This window comes from Psychrobacter sp. CMS30, from assembly GCF_904846565.1.
In the GTDB taxonomy this organism is placed as follows: Bacteria; Pseudomonadota; Gammaproteobacteria; order Pseudomonadales; family Moraxellaceae; genus Psychrobacter; species Psychrobacter maritimus.
The window spans coordinates 1-16,021 of record NZ_CAJHBF010000025.1 but is presented as its reverse complement, the minus strand read 5'-3'; the positions used below and the strand labels follow the sequence as shown (position 1 = coordinate 16,021).

The following is a 16,021-nucleotide window of genomic DNA, read 5'->3' as shown; positions in this document are numbered from 1 at the left end:
TAGTGGGTGAAATAGTCCTGATAGGCTAATTTATATCGCAGTCTATTGTTTAAAACAATAGGTAAGACCATTATTTATGACCATGTTCATCACTGTAGCCTATCCAGAAGTCTGCATTATCCACGCCCGCCTTTCTAGGATCAAAGATAGGGTTAACCTCTAACTTCATCTGCGCATCGTATCTAGGCAAATGTATAAGTAATCAAGTTTAGAGCCATGCTCACCCAAAATGATTTGTTATCTATTGTTAAGTATGGGCTGATGCTATGTATAATGCAGCACTAGCATCGTTTTCACTCATACGTCAATAAGAAGATTTTATTATGTCAAACAAGCGTCCCTTATATATTCCCATTGCCGGACCCGCTCTATTAGAAACCGCTTTACTGAATAAAGGCAGTGCTTTCTCATCAGAAGAACGTGATAGCTTTAATTTAACAGGGCTATTACCTCATAACATTGAGACGATTGAGGAGCAGTCTCTGCGGGCTTATCATCAACTGCGCTCCTTTACTAGTGACATGGATAAGCACATTTACTTGCGTAATATACAAGATACCAATGAAACCCTATTTCATCATTTGATTGAGCAGCATATAGAGGAAGTCATGCCGCTCATCTATACCCCAACGGTTGGTCAAGCGTGTGAAAAATTCTCGCAAATCTATCGCCGTAAACGTGGTTTGTTTATCTCATATCCTGAGCGCCATAAAATTGATGATATGCTGCAAAATGCCACCAAACAAAATGTCAAAGTGATCGTTGTTACTGACGGCGAACGTATATTGGGTCTAGGAGATCAAGGTATTGGCGGTATGGGCATTCCCATTGGTAAATTGGCTTTGTACACGGCTTGTGGTGGCATCAGCCCGGCTTATTGTTTGCCTATTCTGTTAGATGTTGGTACCAATAACCAACAGCTACTTGACGACCCTATGTACATGGGTTGGAGGAATCCACGCATCTCTGGCGATGAATATAATGAATTTGTCGATTTATTTATTCAAGCCGTTAAGCGTCGTTGGCCAGAGGTGTTATTACAATTTGAAGATTTTGCACAGGGAAACGCCACCCCGTTATTAAACAGATATCGTGACCAATTATGCTGCTTCAATGATGATATTCAAGGGACTGCTGCGGTGTCGGTCGGTGCCTTGATTGCAGCGTGCCTAAACAAGGGTCAGAAGCTAAGTCAACAAAAAATAGCATTCTTAGGTGCAGGATCGGCAGGTTGCGGTATTGCTGAGCATATCATTCGCCAAATGCAGCGCGAAGGGTTAACGGAGGAGCAGGCGCGCAGCCAAGTATTTATGGTTGACCGTTATGGCTTGCTCACTGATAACATGACAGAACTACAAAAATTCCAAGAGCCGCTCGTGCAAAAACAATCGGCTATTGAACATTGGGATAAAAGTCAGAAGCTCGGTTTAGCGCAAGTGGTTAAACAAGCAAGAATAACGGTATTATTTGGTGTTAGCGGACAAAAAGGTCTGTTTACTCAAGAAGTAATCGAATCCTTATGTGTTAATACTGAAAACCCAATTGTACTACCGCTTTCAAACCCGACGTCTCGTGTGGAAGCCACCCCGCAAGAAGTCATGAATTGGAGCCGTGGTCGCGCCATTATCGCAACGGGTAGCCCTTTTGCTAATACCACTTTTAACGGTCAGTCTTTTGAGGTCTCTCAATGTAATAACAGCTATATATTTCCTGGTATCGGTCTCGGTGTTCTAGCAGCGCGAGCGACAGGTATCAGCGATAATATGTTGATGGCAGCAAGCCAAGCGCTTGCAGATATATCAATGGATTACGAAAAAGCGCCCGGCGCCATACTACCGCCTATTAAAGTTATTAAAGAGATCAGTGAAAAAATAGCTTATGAAGTGGCACTGCAGGCGGTTCAAGATAAGCTGGCATTACCTATCACGGCGGAGAACCTACAGCGCCGCTTAAAAGCGAATTTCTGGTTACCTGAATATCGCAACTATCGTCGTACTTCTTTCTAGTTTTTAGAAAGTATATAGATAAATGATAGATAGCTGGCTGGCTTTAGACTAACCAAGGTAACCTTGATTGGGCATTAGCCAGAATTTTATAAATACGGTTGAGCAGTTGCTGTTGAGTTGATTTGGCATAAAGAAAAGCCGTTAGGTCAGGCAGGAACTTGGTTAAAACAGATTGTTATTACTTTACACCATCAAGCATAACGGCGTTTTTTTATAGTTATCAATAATTCATTCATTAAAATCGTAAAAGCCCTCTACACTATTTTATATAACGTAGAGGGCTTTTTGGTTTCTTAGGCAACTTTTTATTTGAACTATGCTGAAAAAACTGTAGAACCAAATTTAGTAAACCAACGACTTAATGAGGAGTTTATCATGACTAAGAAAATCAGAACCTATAGTGCAGCTTTCAAAGCTGCAGCCGTCAAAAAGATAGCAGACAAGGCAATGTTTCAGTGACTGCAAAGCGGCTAGGCATAGCCATGCAGAACTTGTCTAACTAGCAAAGCAAAGCTAATTAAGGCAAGCTTATCTGCACTAAGCAGTATGACCCTGAACTCATGGCTATTATAGAAGAGAATAAACGTTTTAAACGTGAGCTCAAAGTTTGACCCCTGCCGTCAAATCCGTACAGTTAAACTTGGTAGATTATTCTCCATCCATACTTGGCGCAGAAACTTAGCCTGTGCCAATTTTTTCTCGATAGGGTTCAGCTCAGTGCTGTACGGTGGTAACCATAAAATACGATGCCCATGCCTGTTGAGGAGTTTTTGAATACGTTTATTTTTATGAAACCGATTCACTCGAGCAGAGCTCTCATCTTGCGCTCGGGCAAAGCAGTGCTTTGCTTTATCCTCACTCATATCAATCAAAATCACGCACTTGGTTTTAAGGCTTGGAATTAAAGTGTGTTTGCACCAGTCGTAGAATATGGTGCTGTTGATATTCTGCTCAAAGTACTCAAGCGCAAACAGCATTTTCTCATAAAGAACACCAACGACATTCGTACGCTTTTTTGCTTGCCAGTTGTAGCTATCGATACAGGGTATACCTATCGGTGCATAACCATGAGAACGAATGATTTTAGCCTCAAAGCCGCCTTCATCCATATAGATAATGGGTAGCCTTGCTGCGTAAAGCGATCAAGCCTACTCTGGTAAGCCGCTCTTTTTACCGGACACGCTTTTCTTACATTCTATGTAAATTACACCTCATACCATTAATAAGTTGAATTACCTCTTGTAAGAGATTTTTTCTAAAAATCAATAAAATTAAAGTTATTTTTTAGGATTAATACTAACATTTGTTTGCTGGATGTTTGTTTTTTGTATATAATGTGCTGATTTTATGACTTATGCAATCTTTAAAGAAGGCGACCTTAATTGCTGACAGAGATGATTATCGAGTAAGCCCTGAACTTAAAATTTAGTAAAGAGATTATAAAGGTAGCTAGAAATTCTAATTAAAAGGGTGAGTTATGAAAAAGGCTATATTGACACTTTTGTGTTTGGGGGCTGTTCAAGTTAGTAATGCTGAAATTATTAAAGTGAATGGGGAAGGTGCTACACCTATTATCAAAAAAGATCTGAATGGCACACGTAATCAAGCATACAACAATGCAAAAACTGATGCTGTTATTGCTCTCATTAAGCGTATTAATGGTCCGCAGGCGATGAATGAAGCGAATCAATACTTAAATGACATTGTAAAACAAATCGACAGTAATTACGTGCTAAACCGAGGCAGTAGTACCAACAGCAACAATGAATTAGTCACTCAAGTTAGTCTGGAAATAGATGACCAAGAATTTCGTTCAATTCTTAATGATTTAGGATTGGCAAAGAAAAATAGTCGAACCAGTCCGATTATGATTGTGATGGACGAATACTTCGGCGTACCAAAAGATAACTCTAAGCCAGTTAAAGAATTTACTTCTTATTTTTCAGATCGTAGCTATAGCTATGATGAAGATGCAAGTTACAAAGCTAGTGAAAGTGCTAAAGCCAGTGCGTCAGATTCTTATTCATCAAAAGGACGCTCGGCTGCCGCAGCAGGTTATGCCTATGATAATTATTATGGGGCTGGTGTAGGTGTTGCTGCCCGCTCATCAAGCCATAATAATTCAGGTAAATCAGCATCCTCAAGTAGCTACAATGCCAGTGAGTCGGCAAAATATAGCCAATCTGAAAGTCAAAAAGATATTCAAAGTTTTGTGAAATATGTGGAATATCAAACACCAAGTACTAAAGCTGAGCGTAATAATCAAACATTAAATTCAATTGCAAGTTCTGCATCTCGTTATGATTTGCGGTTACTCGATTCTGACCGTTTCAGAAGTCAGTATTTAAATGGTCGTAGTATGGCGATTCAACAACTAATGAGTGATGTAGAGCTTAATAAGCTAGTAATCGCGGCGCGTAAAGAAAAAGCGGACTGGTTTATGGCTGGTAGCTCTTATATTTATGATCGTGGTCGTTCGAGTGCCACGGGTCAATTTGTCTGCGATGGTGCGGTAAGTTTTAAAATTTATTCAGTAGATGATTCGACTTTAATGGGCGGGGAAACTCGTACAGAGTCATCGACAGGTGCGACCACAGATTCATGCCGCACCAATGTAGCAAAGAAACTAGGTGAATTAGCAGTTAGCCAAGTTGGACCACAGATTTTAGGTTATGCAAAAAATCGCTCTATGTACGGTAAAGAAATTACCATTTTTGTGAAAAGTGTTTCAGGTAATGTTTCTTCACGTCTAGGGGATGATTTGTATATTGCCTTAGATGAAATGGATGGCGCAGAAAATATCGATATTCGCACTCAAGACGGCAAATTGGTTGAAATGACCATGACCTATAAGAGTGAAAAACCGATTAGTGCAGAATTGGCTAAAGCGCTACGTAAAGTAAGCCCAACGTTATCAAGTGCCGAGCGATTACTAGCTGGAAATACGATCACACTCTGCATCGGTGGTACACAGTGCACATAACATTCAAAGTCTTATGTTTGGCTATGCCGATGCTTGTTTCAACATGGGCAAATGCAAATATTCAAATCTACCCATCGAAAGGTATTTTTGGATTGGAGCAAGGTTGTCGTACCGATCCTAGCAAATATGAAGCGAATGGTTCTTCTATTGTGTGTGATTTCAGTCAAGCGATTGACAATGAAGTCATGCGTAAACAAGCCGAGCAATTTTTTGTACAAGGTTTAAAACAAAGTTTCGGTGAACAAGTTGTCGATACTATTTCGCAAAAAACTAAAAATCGTACTTATATAGCATCTCTAGAAGTGTTACGCGCGAGTGAATACATTGTAAAGAAGGATTCGACAGCAGAAATTTTTCTGCCAGTCACTTTAAGTTTAAAACTCACTAACGTGTTGTCGGGCGAGGTCATTTATAGTGACAGTGCGACGTTGTCGCAACCGATTCAGGTACTTACTACTGAAATTGATGCCACTACAACAAAAACAGCAATTAAACAGAAATTTCAAAGTACTTTGTTGACATTGACTAAGCAAGTGACTGAAGAATTAAAATCGAAACTTAAAATTTCTGAAACTGAGACCCAAGTGATTGATCGGTGGAAATCTTATTTGGTTCTAGATAAAGGCTTTAAGCAAGGGATCGCTGCACAAGATGAGCTGAGTTCAATAGATGGCGATTTGATTCGTGTGGTACATGCGGACAGTGATTATGCTGTGGCAGTGCCAATATTGATGCAGGGTCGTAGTAAGCGCTTTAGTAAAGTATCAACCAATACACGTCAGGCTATGAATAAGCCTAAAGCATTAGTGGTTGATGTACTGACTTATCAAGGCGAATCAAAAGATTTAATTGAGCAAATCTTTTCAGATGCAGTAGGTGAGCAAGCCTCATTTACTTTGACTCCAGTCAATCGACGTTATAGTGCTATGGCACAAAGTATTAGTGAACAGACTGCATTAGCGCAAAGTGAAGACATTAACCAACGTGAGTTACCTGAATTTTTTATTCGGATTAATGTCATTCCTGTCATTGCTTATCAACAGCAGATTGGAAAAATAACTCAGCAACAGGTTTTACATAGTGAAGTTTTTGCTGAAATGATTGATCGTTCTGGTCGCGTAATCTACTCAGCACATGCAACAGATGATATTAAAGATGTGATTTCAGAAGGAATGGGGTTTTCTCTAGAGGCACGTAAAGAAGTTGTATTGAAAAACGCACTTTTGAAATTAGGTAAACAATTTCAAAAAGGGATTCAATTTACTCGTTCTGATTTAAAAGTCTCGAGTTCAAGTGGTCATAACATTACCATTGATGATGCGGGGAAACGCTTAAGTACCGGAATGAAAGTCCATGTTTATCATTCAGATAAGGCAGCAGGACGTAATATTCTGATTCCAACATGGGAAGCGACTGTTTTGGAACGTCAAGGTGCGAAAGTTACAGCGCAATTAGATTTTCCTGTCAACAGCAGTGATCGTTTACCCGTGCGTTCTGGAGACAGTATTCTGCTTGATAGTTCTGCTCCAGTGGGTGACTCGAAGCAATCGCGCGTTTTATGTCCAAGCTTACATACCGAGCGAGTTGGTGAAATTCCATTTTATGGTTTTGGTCCTTTGATTTATCACTCTTTTAGCAGTCAGTCGAAACGACCATTTTATGCGACAGGTTCAGGCTTTAAAGGACAGACCCTATTGAAAGATTCAGTCGTTGCTATGACTGAAAATGCTGGGTTTAAAAAAAATATGAAAGTTAACTTTCATATTCCTACAGATGAATGTTTACAGCCAGTACTTAAGATTGAAGTGAAACAAGACAGTATTAAATGTAATGCAGATAAAACTAATTGTGATGCCACATTGGTTATGGCCAGTGGTGCACGCATATTCAACCAAAAGTCAGAAAAGATAGGGGCTTATGGTTTGCAACAAGAAATCGAATTAAAGGGTATAGATCATCAGCATCGTAATGAGATGTATAACATTCAGATGTTTGAGGCTTTACCTAAAATTTTAAATCAAATCGTGCAAAAAGCCGATTCTTCACAATAGGGATAGTAAGGTATGAAAAAAATTGCAATTGTTTTAGCAATAGCGGCTTCAATGGGAGCATCAAGCGTCTATGCAGGTTTTGGGTCACTGAGTAGTATTGCATCATCATTATCTGAATCTGTTACTGGTGTATCTTCTTCAAATATGGATATCAACGGTTTCTTCACGCAGGCTAAAGCAACCAATGAAATGTTTACTCAGAGTCGTACTGCTTTAGCTTCATTACTCGCAAGTAAACAAGATTCAGATGAGTTAAAAGCAAAACAGAAAAGTCTGAAAACGACCTCTGATCCGAAAGAACAAGAAGCAATTCAAAAACAAATTGTAGTGTTGTCTAATACTGTTTTAGAAGCCTCTCAAAAAGATGAAGCAGGAACAGTAGCTAAGCTGTCAGCACTGAATGTGGAGCAGAAGCAGCATTTGTTGGACTCTGCAACAAACTTTGTAATCGCAAGTTTAACCGCTCGTGAATTGGCGGTAGGTGCTAAACAAGTAGGTATGAGTTTAATAGCAAATCCAAGAAGTTTGACCAATACAGGAATGTCTTTAGTTGAGGCTAAAGGTATGGTCGGAGATATCACTGGTATTGCTAAAAATTCAACGATGGCTTTGGTGGAATATCCAAAACTATTTAAAAAGGCTGGTATTGAATTCAAAATGCCGACGAGTTCATCAGATAAACCAAAAGTACTGAATGATATTTAAACATATTAATTTAGGTTAAACCTTAAGTTTAATCAAAATTGCAAATGATGATTAAATCATTTCAAGAAATAAGAGAGCCCTCTAGAGGGCTCTTTTATGTTTTAGTATTTTACGGAATTTAAAGCATTAAAATATGGTCGACGTCTCAGGACTTTCCCTTAAGCTAAGCAATCACTAAGCAATCAAGACATGGAATTATACCAATACTATTGCTGATAAATTTTATGAGAATAATGAAGGCAAAAGAGGTCGCGAGGCTGCTGGTAAAACCGCCGTATTTGGTATTTTAAAACGAAATAGCAAGGTCTATACCATTGTCGTAGCAGACACCAAATACACTGCTCTAATGCCTGTGATTAAGCGTAAAATCAATCACATCAATGGCATTGAGAACTTTTGGAATTAGTCTAAACGAACTCTCAGAAAATATAATGGGATCGATAAGAAGAACTTCCATTTGTTTTTAAAAGAGTGTGAGTTTAGATTCAACTATTGCTCACCGTCTCATTAGCTTAAAACCCTGAGAATATGGTGTGATATTTAATCCTTATCTACTACAGCCACAAATTTAATTACCTCAACGTATTTATATAAAATTTAAGCAATAAAAAACCCTTACAAGTTAATGACTGTAAGGGTTTAAATATGGTGGGCCCAGTAGGACTTGAACCTACGACCAAAGGATTATGAGTCCTCTGCTCTAACCAACTGAGCTATGGGCCCTAACGTTAGACGCACAATGATACCTGATTTTTCTAGATTTTCAAGTAAAAGATAGGAACTAATCAAGATATTTTCATGCAGCGCTACTTTCTATCAAATATGACCACCAGCCAATGTCAGGCTGCGACCGCCATCTACGGTAATTATCTCACCAGTGACGTAACTGGCGTGCGCCAGATAAAGCACACTATGCGCAATCTCGTAAGGTCTGCCTATCCGCTGCATGGGTATAGAATCGATGATGCTTTTTTGCTGCTGCGGGTCAAGTGCTTGGTCGCCATCTGCTTCTGGTAAGATGTTCACACCAGGAGCGACGCCATTGACGCGTACCTCGGGCGCCATATCAAGCGCCAGAGACTGTACCATCATGCGATGCGCCGCCTTTGCCATATTGTAGACGGCATAATTTTTAAAAGGTTTGTTATGCGCATGGATATCAAGCAGGCTGATAATACAGCCCTGCTGTGTCTGTAGATAAGGATATAACGCTTGGCTTAATAATAAAGGCGCTTTGGCATTGGTCAAAAATAACTCATCCCATTGCTCAAGATTGATATGACCAAGCGGACTTGGATAAAAGCGTGAGGCGTTGTGTACTAGGACATCGAGTTGCCCAAATGCTTGCATGATATTTTGAGTAAATTGCTGTAGCGTTTCGCTGTTATTAACAACCGACAAATCTGCAAGGACGACGACCGCGCTATCACGGCGACTGTTATTCAGCGCATCGGCTAGGGCATTGGCTTCTTGCTCACTATGATGACAATGGATAATGACACGGTAGCCTTGCTCATGGGCGGCACGAACAATAGCCGCCCCAATACGCTTAGCGCCACCAGTTACTAGCATCACTGGCGCTGAGGTATTAGAATTTTTTGGTTGGCTTAAGCTAAATTCTTGGTTCATGTTAAAGGTATTTTTATTATCTAAATTGCTGGTTGAAAGAACTTGTTTACAAGACAGGTTGTGCTTGTAAATGCTCAACTCTACGTTGTCGTAATGCTTCGCCAATCGCTGGACCTTTGAGGTTGTGGTCAATATCATCCATGCCGATTGCGTGAAAGCTGCCCAATGCCAGCATCATTTGGCGGTGCTGTATGGCCAGTTTTAAAACATGGCTTGTGACCAAGAGCTGCGAGAGTTTGTCCGGCGCTTTATGAGCGCTACAAGCTTGAATAAGATCGATTTTCTCGGCGGCGCTCAGTTGGTCTATAATGCTAAGCTTTTGTGCTTGCTGCACAAATAAGGTGGCAAATTGGGTTTGCGCTTTTGGCACTTTTGCGCTGTTTCCAATCTCACTAATGCCTTTAACCGCAGTTGCTATGTTATTTGATGCTATGTTATTTGATGCTGTATTATCTGATTCTATGTTATCTGAATTCGAGTTTGTAGGTTTTAGAGCAAATAAATCTGTGTTGAGACTGGCCATTAATAACGCCCAGCGCTGTGACAAATTTAATTGCATTTGACCGGCGAAATACAATGCGGTTTGTACAATCTCTCGTATTTGACCGTATTGAGCATGGCTCCAAACTTGATGTAGCGGGGTAAAATACTCTGTTAGCGCCCCAATCTCAAACAGCTGTTGCCAATATACCTGCGGCGATACTTGCATCATGGCACGGCTAGATTCTTGCCAAATGCGTTCACTACTTAAATGTGCAAGCTCGCCTGAGCTTACCAATTGACGCATCAATAGCAAGGTTTCATCGGCGATACTAAAGCCCAAATCATAGTAGCGTCCATAAAAGCGAGCAGTTCGCAGTACTCGTAATGGGTCTTCGCTAAAAGCGCTTGAGACATGGCGTAGGGTTTTATTCTCAATGTCATCCAATCCACCGTAGTAATCAACGACTTTACCAGTGATGGGCATGTCATCGGTTAGGCTCTTGACTTCGATTGCCATGGCATTGACAGTCAAGTCACGACGTTGCAAGTCTTCACGCAAGGTGACATCAGGGCTGGCATGCACACTAAAGCCTTGATAGCCCAGACCTTGTTTGCGCTCCGTACGTGCTAGGGCATATTCTTCACGGCTAACAGGGTGCAAAAATACTGGAAAGTCTGCGCCCACTTGTTGGAAACCTGCCGCCAGCATATCTGCGACAGTCGCGCCGACGACGACAAAATCTTTGTCTTTGATAGGACGACCTAACAGTTGGTCACGGACAGCGCCGCCGACGAGATACACTTGCATAATAGTCTCTTTTTTTATCCAGTATTTACTAAGTCGTTTTGCCAAAAAAAACCAGTCAACACTCGCTTAGGAGTATTGACTGGTTTTAGTATAGCAGACGGTTTCTATAAATAACTAACAGAAGACCGTCTTAGCTATGTGTTTATACGCTATATAAACAACTACTTCTGCTCATTGATTAAATCTTGAGCTTCAGTGACCGCAAGCGCTGTCATATTCACCACACGACGCGCTGTTGCTGATGGGGTTAGGATATGCACAGGCTTGTTAGCGCCTAGCAAAATAGGACCGATAGAGGCACTGCTGGTCGCCGTTTTTAGTAGGTTGAAAGCAATGTTTGCTGCATCAAGCGTTGGCAAGATAAGCAAGTTTGCTGAGCCTTTTAGGTTGCTTGATGGCAAGTCATTGGCACGGATATGCTCATCAAGTGCTGCATCACCTTGCATTTCACCATCGAAGTCAAAGTCGACATTCATTTCTGTCAGCAGCTGATGTACTTTGCGCATTTTTACCGCGCTGGCACGGTCTGATGTACCGAAGTTTGAATGCGAAACCAACGCCACACGTGGCGTGATGCTAAAGCGACGTAACTGATCAGCTGCCAGTACCGTCATTTCAGCCAATTGCTCAGCCGTTGGGTCTTCATGGATATAAGTATCGGCAATAAAAATATTGCGATCTTGCATCAAGACAGCATTCATCGCATAAAAATCACTGACGCCTTCTTTTTTACCGATGACTCTGCTGACGTATTTTAGATGGAGCTGATAGTAGCTGAATGTGCCACAAATCATACCATCGGCATCGCCATTTTCAACCAGTAACGCACCGATTAAAGAGGTCTTACGACGAACATCACGGCGAGCAAGTTCAATGCTGACGCCATTACGTTTGTTTTTCTCGTAGTAGCCCTGCCAGTAGTCTTTATAGCGTGGATCATCATCTTGATTGATAATCGTGATGTTTTCACCATCTTTTAGGCGTAGTGCAAGTTTCTTGATGTTCTTTTCGATGACGGCAGGACGACCAACCAAGATTGGATATGCCAACTGCTCATCGACCACCACTTGTACCGCTAGCAAGACGTTGCTGTCTTCGCCTTCACAGTAAACAATACGTTTAGGGTCAGCTTTCGCGCGGGCAAAGATAGGCTTCATGACAAACGCTGAGTTATAAACAAACTCAGACAAGCGTTGACGGTAGGCTTTCATATCCGTGATAGGTAGCGTCGCGACCCCAGAATCCATCGCGGCTTTAGCAACAGCAGAAGCAATTTCGATGATTAAGTTCGGCTCCAAAGGTCCTGGAATCAAATATTCGCGTCCAAAGCTTGGCGTGCTTTCAACGTTTTTCACGTTGCTCATTGGCGTGGCTTCAACATGCGCCATGGCGGCGATTGCTTTTACGCAAGCAATTTTCATTTCTTCGTTAACGGTCGTTGCCCCAACGTCTAACGCACCGCGGAAGATATAAGGGAAGCATAAAGCGTTGTTTACTTGGTTGGGATAATCTGAGCGACCTGTTGCCATGATGACGTCTGGACGTACCGCATGGGCCAATTCTGGCATAATCTCAGGCGTTGGATTGGCAAGGGCAAAGACGATAGGGTCTTTTGCCATACGGCGAACCATGTCTTCGGTCAATGTACCAGGCATAGACAAGCCTAAGAACATATCGACATCATCCATCACTTGTTCGATGGTAGATGCAGTGGTATCACGGGCATAACGCTGCTTAGTCTCATCAAGGTTTTCACGGCTGGTAGTAATGATACCGCGTGAGTCTGATACCAAGATGTTATTTTTATCAACACCAAGCGCACAAATGATATCCAAACAAGAGATAGCGGCTGCACCAGCGCCTGAACAAACGACTTTAATTTCTTCAATTTTTTTGCCAGTGATGAGCAAAGCGTTTAGCATCGCTGCGGCAACAATGATTGACGTACCATGTTGGTCATCGTGGAATACTGGAATGTTCATACGTTTGCGCAATTCACGCTCGATTTTGAAACATTCTGGTGCTTTAATGTCTTCTAAGTTAATACCACCAAAAGTAGGCTCTAAAGAGGCAACCGCTTCGATGAACTTGTCTGGATCGTTTTGAGCAATTTCAATATCAAAAACGTCAATACCAGCGAATTTTTTGAATAGAACCCCTTTACCTTCCATCACAGGCTTTGATGCCAATGGACCAATATTCCCTAAACCAAGTACCGCAGTACCGTTGGTAATCACACCGACCAAGTTGCTACGAGCAGTATATTTAGCTGCTAAAGCTGGATCTCTTTGAATCTCAAGACAAGGTATCGCAACCCCTGGTGAATAGGCGAGCGCCAGATCACGTTGGTTGGCCAGTTGCTTGATAGGTGTTACTGAGATTTTACCCGGGCGTGGGAACTCATGGTAATGTAGGGCAGCTTGTTCAAACTGCTCTTTTTCCGTGGTAGGAGCATCCGTATTCAAAGTGATATCGTCATTCATAATAATTGCCATGGTTGGGATAATTGGAATAAAGTAAATGGGATAAAAAACTAACGTCTAAACCTCAAAACCATGAAAGATGACAATGAGGGTGCTTTTATACTAAAAAGGTCATGATTGGCGACTAGACATCAGGGTAAAAACAACAATCGTACAAAAACAGCTATTCTAGCATTATTGGCATTTAACTGCCTAGTCAGCTCGGCTGAATAGTGCGAGCAATATAATAAAATGATATTCATTATTTCGCTGATTGATGATGACAAATAATAGGGCGAAATATCAACCCTAATTGCATCATGTTTCAAAATATTACAGAATAGCCGCTTACTCGTATTTTATTAAGAAGAGCAACTGATCGGCATCTGCGGCGCATGCGGAGCAGGTGGTAAGGTATCAAGTTCGGTGGCGATGTCTTGTACGCTATAAGGGGTAGCAAGCAATTCAAAGACTCGATTTAACTCATCAAACTGTCCTTGTTCCGCCGCCGTGATAACGCGCTGCGCCATACTATTACGTAACACATAAACCGGATTATTGCTGCGCATCTCCTCAATAGATGCCTCGCTAGATAACGGCTGTAGCGCTGCCAAATACCGTGTTGACCAATCTTGCCAGACTTGCTGCGCCTCATTATTAAACTCAGCAGTCATTATTGTGAGCAGCTGCTGTTCATGAGGATACTCGTTTGGTGCGACCAAACCCAATAGCGCGCGGAAACTATTGCTATAGTCGAGTAAGTTATCTTCTAGCAATGTCAGCCATTCAAAGGCAAGGGTTAAGCTCTCTTTGGCGTGTGGCAATCCCAGCTTACGGCACAGCCCTTGTTGATAATGCTGCATAAAAGTCGCTTCATACGGCGCTAGGCAATCAGCCAAGGTATCGCGTGTGACACCCTCTAGACGCATAAAGTGCGGTAGCCAAATATTTAAGTTCCAATGCCCAATGGCAGGCTGATTTTGATAAGCATAGCGTCCGGTATGGTCGGAGTGATTGTTAATCCAAGCAGGATTAAAACGCTCCATAAAACCAAACGGACCAAAGTCTAAGGTGCTACCAGTAATAGATAAGTTATCGGTATTCATCACCCCATGCGCAAAGCCAATCAGCTGCCAGTCCGCAATCATACGTGCGGTACGCTCAACTACGGCTTGTAAAAATGCCAAGACTGGCGTCTCGCTATCACGGCATTCTGGATAGTAAGTATCAATCATATAGTCGGTAAACTCGCCGAGCAGGTCAGGGGCAAAGCTGGCAATCCACTCGACATGACCGAAGCGAATGTGACTGTCAGCAACGCGCATCAAGGCTGCTCCCGCTTCCATACGCTCGCGGCGCACTTTGGTATCTGATACCACAAAGCCCAAGGCATTAGACGAGGGGATGCCAAGTTGGGTCAGCGCATGGCCACATAAATATTCGCGGATGGTACTACGCAGTACCGCGCGCCCATCGCCCATCCGTGAGTAAGGGGTTAGACCAGCGCCCTTTAGATGTAAGTCCTGCAATTGGCCGTTATTATCGAGTACTTGCGCCATGAGTAAACCACGGCCATCGCCCAATTGTCCCGCCCATTGTCCAAACTGATGACCAGCATAGGCCATCGATAGCGGCTGAAACTGAGCTGGCACGTATTGACCACCCAATATCTCAACCCAACGCGCCATTAAATCTTCATCATCAAGCCAGCCCAATTGCTCGGCAACTTGGGTATTAAAATGACCAGCGCGCGGATTGTCGAGCGGTGTCGGCGGCTGCTCATGATAAAGGCGAGTGTCTAATTTGACGTAAGTATTTTGATAGCGCATAGGTGCCGTTCCAATATAGGGGAGTAGATTAATAAGGTGGTAGATATCGATTGGTTGCTCTATAAATGTAGATGCAAATAGTGAGTGCTGATATTCGTAAACTCACTATAACATAGCCTTAATAATGCCGCGTTTCACTCTGTCCATCTCTTGTAATTAGTCCATAAGTAATTAGCACGCAAATCATTAGCATAAAAAAACCCCCTATCGTTACAGATAGAGGGCAGGAGAGACTGATAATAAAGGAGTTAAATCAGTAATCTTTATCAATACTTAAGCGGCTTTTGGGCTTTGACCGATAGAGCGAAACGCATTTTTTAGATTGCTATTATGCGCCAGTATTTTTTGTTCAACCTTGGCATAATCCTGTTTTAGCGTTTCTTCAACTTCATGCAAGCGATCAGCAAATTTAGTCTTTTTCAGCTCAATGGTTTTGGCTTTTAGCGCTTGCCATTCTTCGACCGTCTGCGTAAAGGCATCGTATTCAAACTTAATACGATCTTGGAAACTCTTCATCGCATGAGGAATATCAAGTCCGTTTGCGGTGGCATTATCAATCTGCTGTTGGGCTTTTTTGAACTGCATTTGCACTTCAGCATGCTTGATAGTGGTGTCGTCAACCGTACGCAATTCACTCGTTAAACCAAGTTTAGATAGGCCAAGAATCAACCATTTAGTTGGGTCATATTGCCACCATTTCACACCATTACGATAGTCGTATTGGAAGAAATGATGATAGTTATGATAACCCTCGCCCCACGTAAAGATAGCGAGGAAGAAGTTATCACGCGCACTATTGGTGTCGGTATAAGGACGCGTACCAAACATATGGCATAGCGAGTTGATAAAGAAGGTAAAGTGATGGGTCAGCACCAAGCGCAGTAAACCTGCCAAGATTAACGTACCCCAAACATCACCGATTAACCAACCAACCGCAGCGACCATCGCAACGTTGGTTGCCAATACCCATAAACCATAATATTTGTGCTGAAACTGCAGCACTTTATCTTTGGTTAAGTCAGGAATGTTTTTATAGTCAAAACGCCAGCTAGCGTAATTACGTAG

The 16,021-nt window shown here is 42.0% G+C and carries 10 protein-coding genes, 1 tRNA gene and 2 pseudogenes; 6 read left to right on the top strand and 7 right to left on the bottom strand.

Annotated elements, in window-relative coordinates:
- Window positions 1-323: 323 nt before the first annotated feature.
- Window positions 324-2,006 (top strand): NAD-dependent malic enzyme, encoded by a 1,683-nt coding sequence (locus JMX94_RS11525; protein WP_201565550.1) that lies wholly within the window; start codon window positions 324-326, stop codon window positions 2,004-2,006.
- Window positions 2,007-2,381: 375 nt separating this feature from the next.
- Window positions 2,382-2,614 (top strand): annotated as a pseudogene (locus JMX94_RS11520) (transposase); the annotation flags it as partial.
- A gap of 12 nt (window positions 2,615-2,626) precedes the next feature.
- On the opposite strand, the gene JMX94_RS11515 reads toward JMX94_RS11520, so the two are convergent.
- Complete coding sequence (locus JMX94_RS11515) at window positions 2,627-3,115, bottom strand: transposase (protein ID WP_227673620.1); 489 nt, start codon at window positions 3,113-3,115, stop codon at window positions 2,627-2,629.
- Between the two features lie 368 nt (window positions 3,116-3,483).
- Between JMX94_RS11515 and JMX94_RS11510 the strand changes: the two genes are divergently transcribed.
- The 4 genes and pseudogenes from JMX94_RS11510 to JMX94_RS11495 form a co-directional block, all read left to right on the top strand.
- Complete coding sequence (locus JMX94_RS11510; protein WP_201565548.1) at window positions 3,484-4,989, top strand: hypothetical protein; 1,506 nt, start codon at window positions 3,484-3,486, stop codon at window positions 4,987-4,989.
- Between the two features lie 23 nt (window positions 4,990-5,012).
- Window positions 5,013-7,040, top strand: a complete 2,028-nt coding sequence (locus JMX94_RS11505; protein ID WP_201565572.1) for a hypothetical protein — start codon at window positions 5,013-5,015, stop codon at window positions 7,038-7,040.
- Between the two features lie 12 nt (window positions 7,041-7,052).
- Entirely contained in the window at window positions 7,053-7,745 is a 693-nt protein-coding gene (locus JMX94_RS11500) for a hypothetical protein (RefSeq protein ID WP_201565546.1), read from the top strand.
- A 220-nt stretch (window positions 7,746-7,965) separates the two neighbouring features.
- Window positions 7,966-8,256 (top strand): annotated as a pseudogene (locus tag JMX94_RS11495) (IS1595 family transposase); the annotation flags it as partial.
- A gap of 135 nt (window positions 8,257-8,391) precedes the next feature.
- On the opposite strand, the gene JMX94_RS11490 reads toward JMX94_RS11495, so the two are convergent.
- The 6 genes from JMX94_RS11490 to JMX94_RS11465 form a co-directional block, all read right to left on the bottom strand.
- Window positions 8,392-8,468: transfer RNA gene (locus JMX94_RS11490), tRNA-Ile, on the bottom strand.
- 93 nt (window positions 8,469-8,561) lie between these two features.
- Window positions 8,562-9,374: a pteridine reductase gene (locus JMX94_RS11485; protein ID WP_201565544.1), complete on the bottom strand. Its 813-nt coding sequence runs from the start codon at window positions 9,372-9,374 to the stop codon at window positions 8,562-8,564.
- Window positions 9,375-9,420: 46 nt separating this feature from the next.
- Complete coding sequence (locus JMX94_RS11480; RefSeq protein WP_201565542.1) at window positions 9,421-10,665, bottom strand: tRNA nucleotidyltransferase; 1,245 nt, start codon at window positions 10,663-10,665, stop codon at window positions 9,421-9,423.
- Window positions 10,666-10,826: 161 nt separating this feature from the next.
- The gene (locus tag JMX94_RS11475) at window positions 10,827-13,148 is read right to left on the bottom strand and encodes an NADP-dependent malic enzyme (protein ID WP_201565539.1); all 2,322 of its coding nucleotides are present in this window, start codon (window positions 13,146-13,148) and stop codon (window positions 10,827-10,829) included.
- Window positions 13,149-13,489: 341 nt separating this feature from the next.
- Window positions 13,490-14,956, bottom strand: a complete 1,467-nt coding sequence (locus JMX94_RS11470; protein WP_201565537.1) for a YdiU family protein — start codon at window positions 14,954-14,956, stop codon at window positions 13,490-13,492.
- Window positions 14,957-15,229: 273 nt separating this feature from the next.
- Window positions 15,230-16,021, bottom strand: a 792-nt coding sequence (locus JMX94_RS11465) for a fatty acid desaturase (RefSeq protein ID WP_201565535.1), incomplete at its 5' end; no start/stop codon positions are given.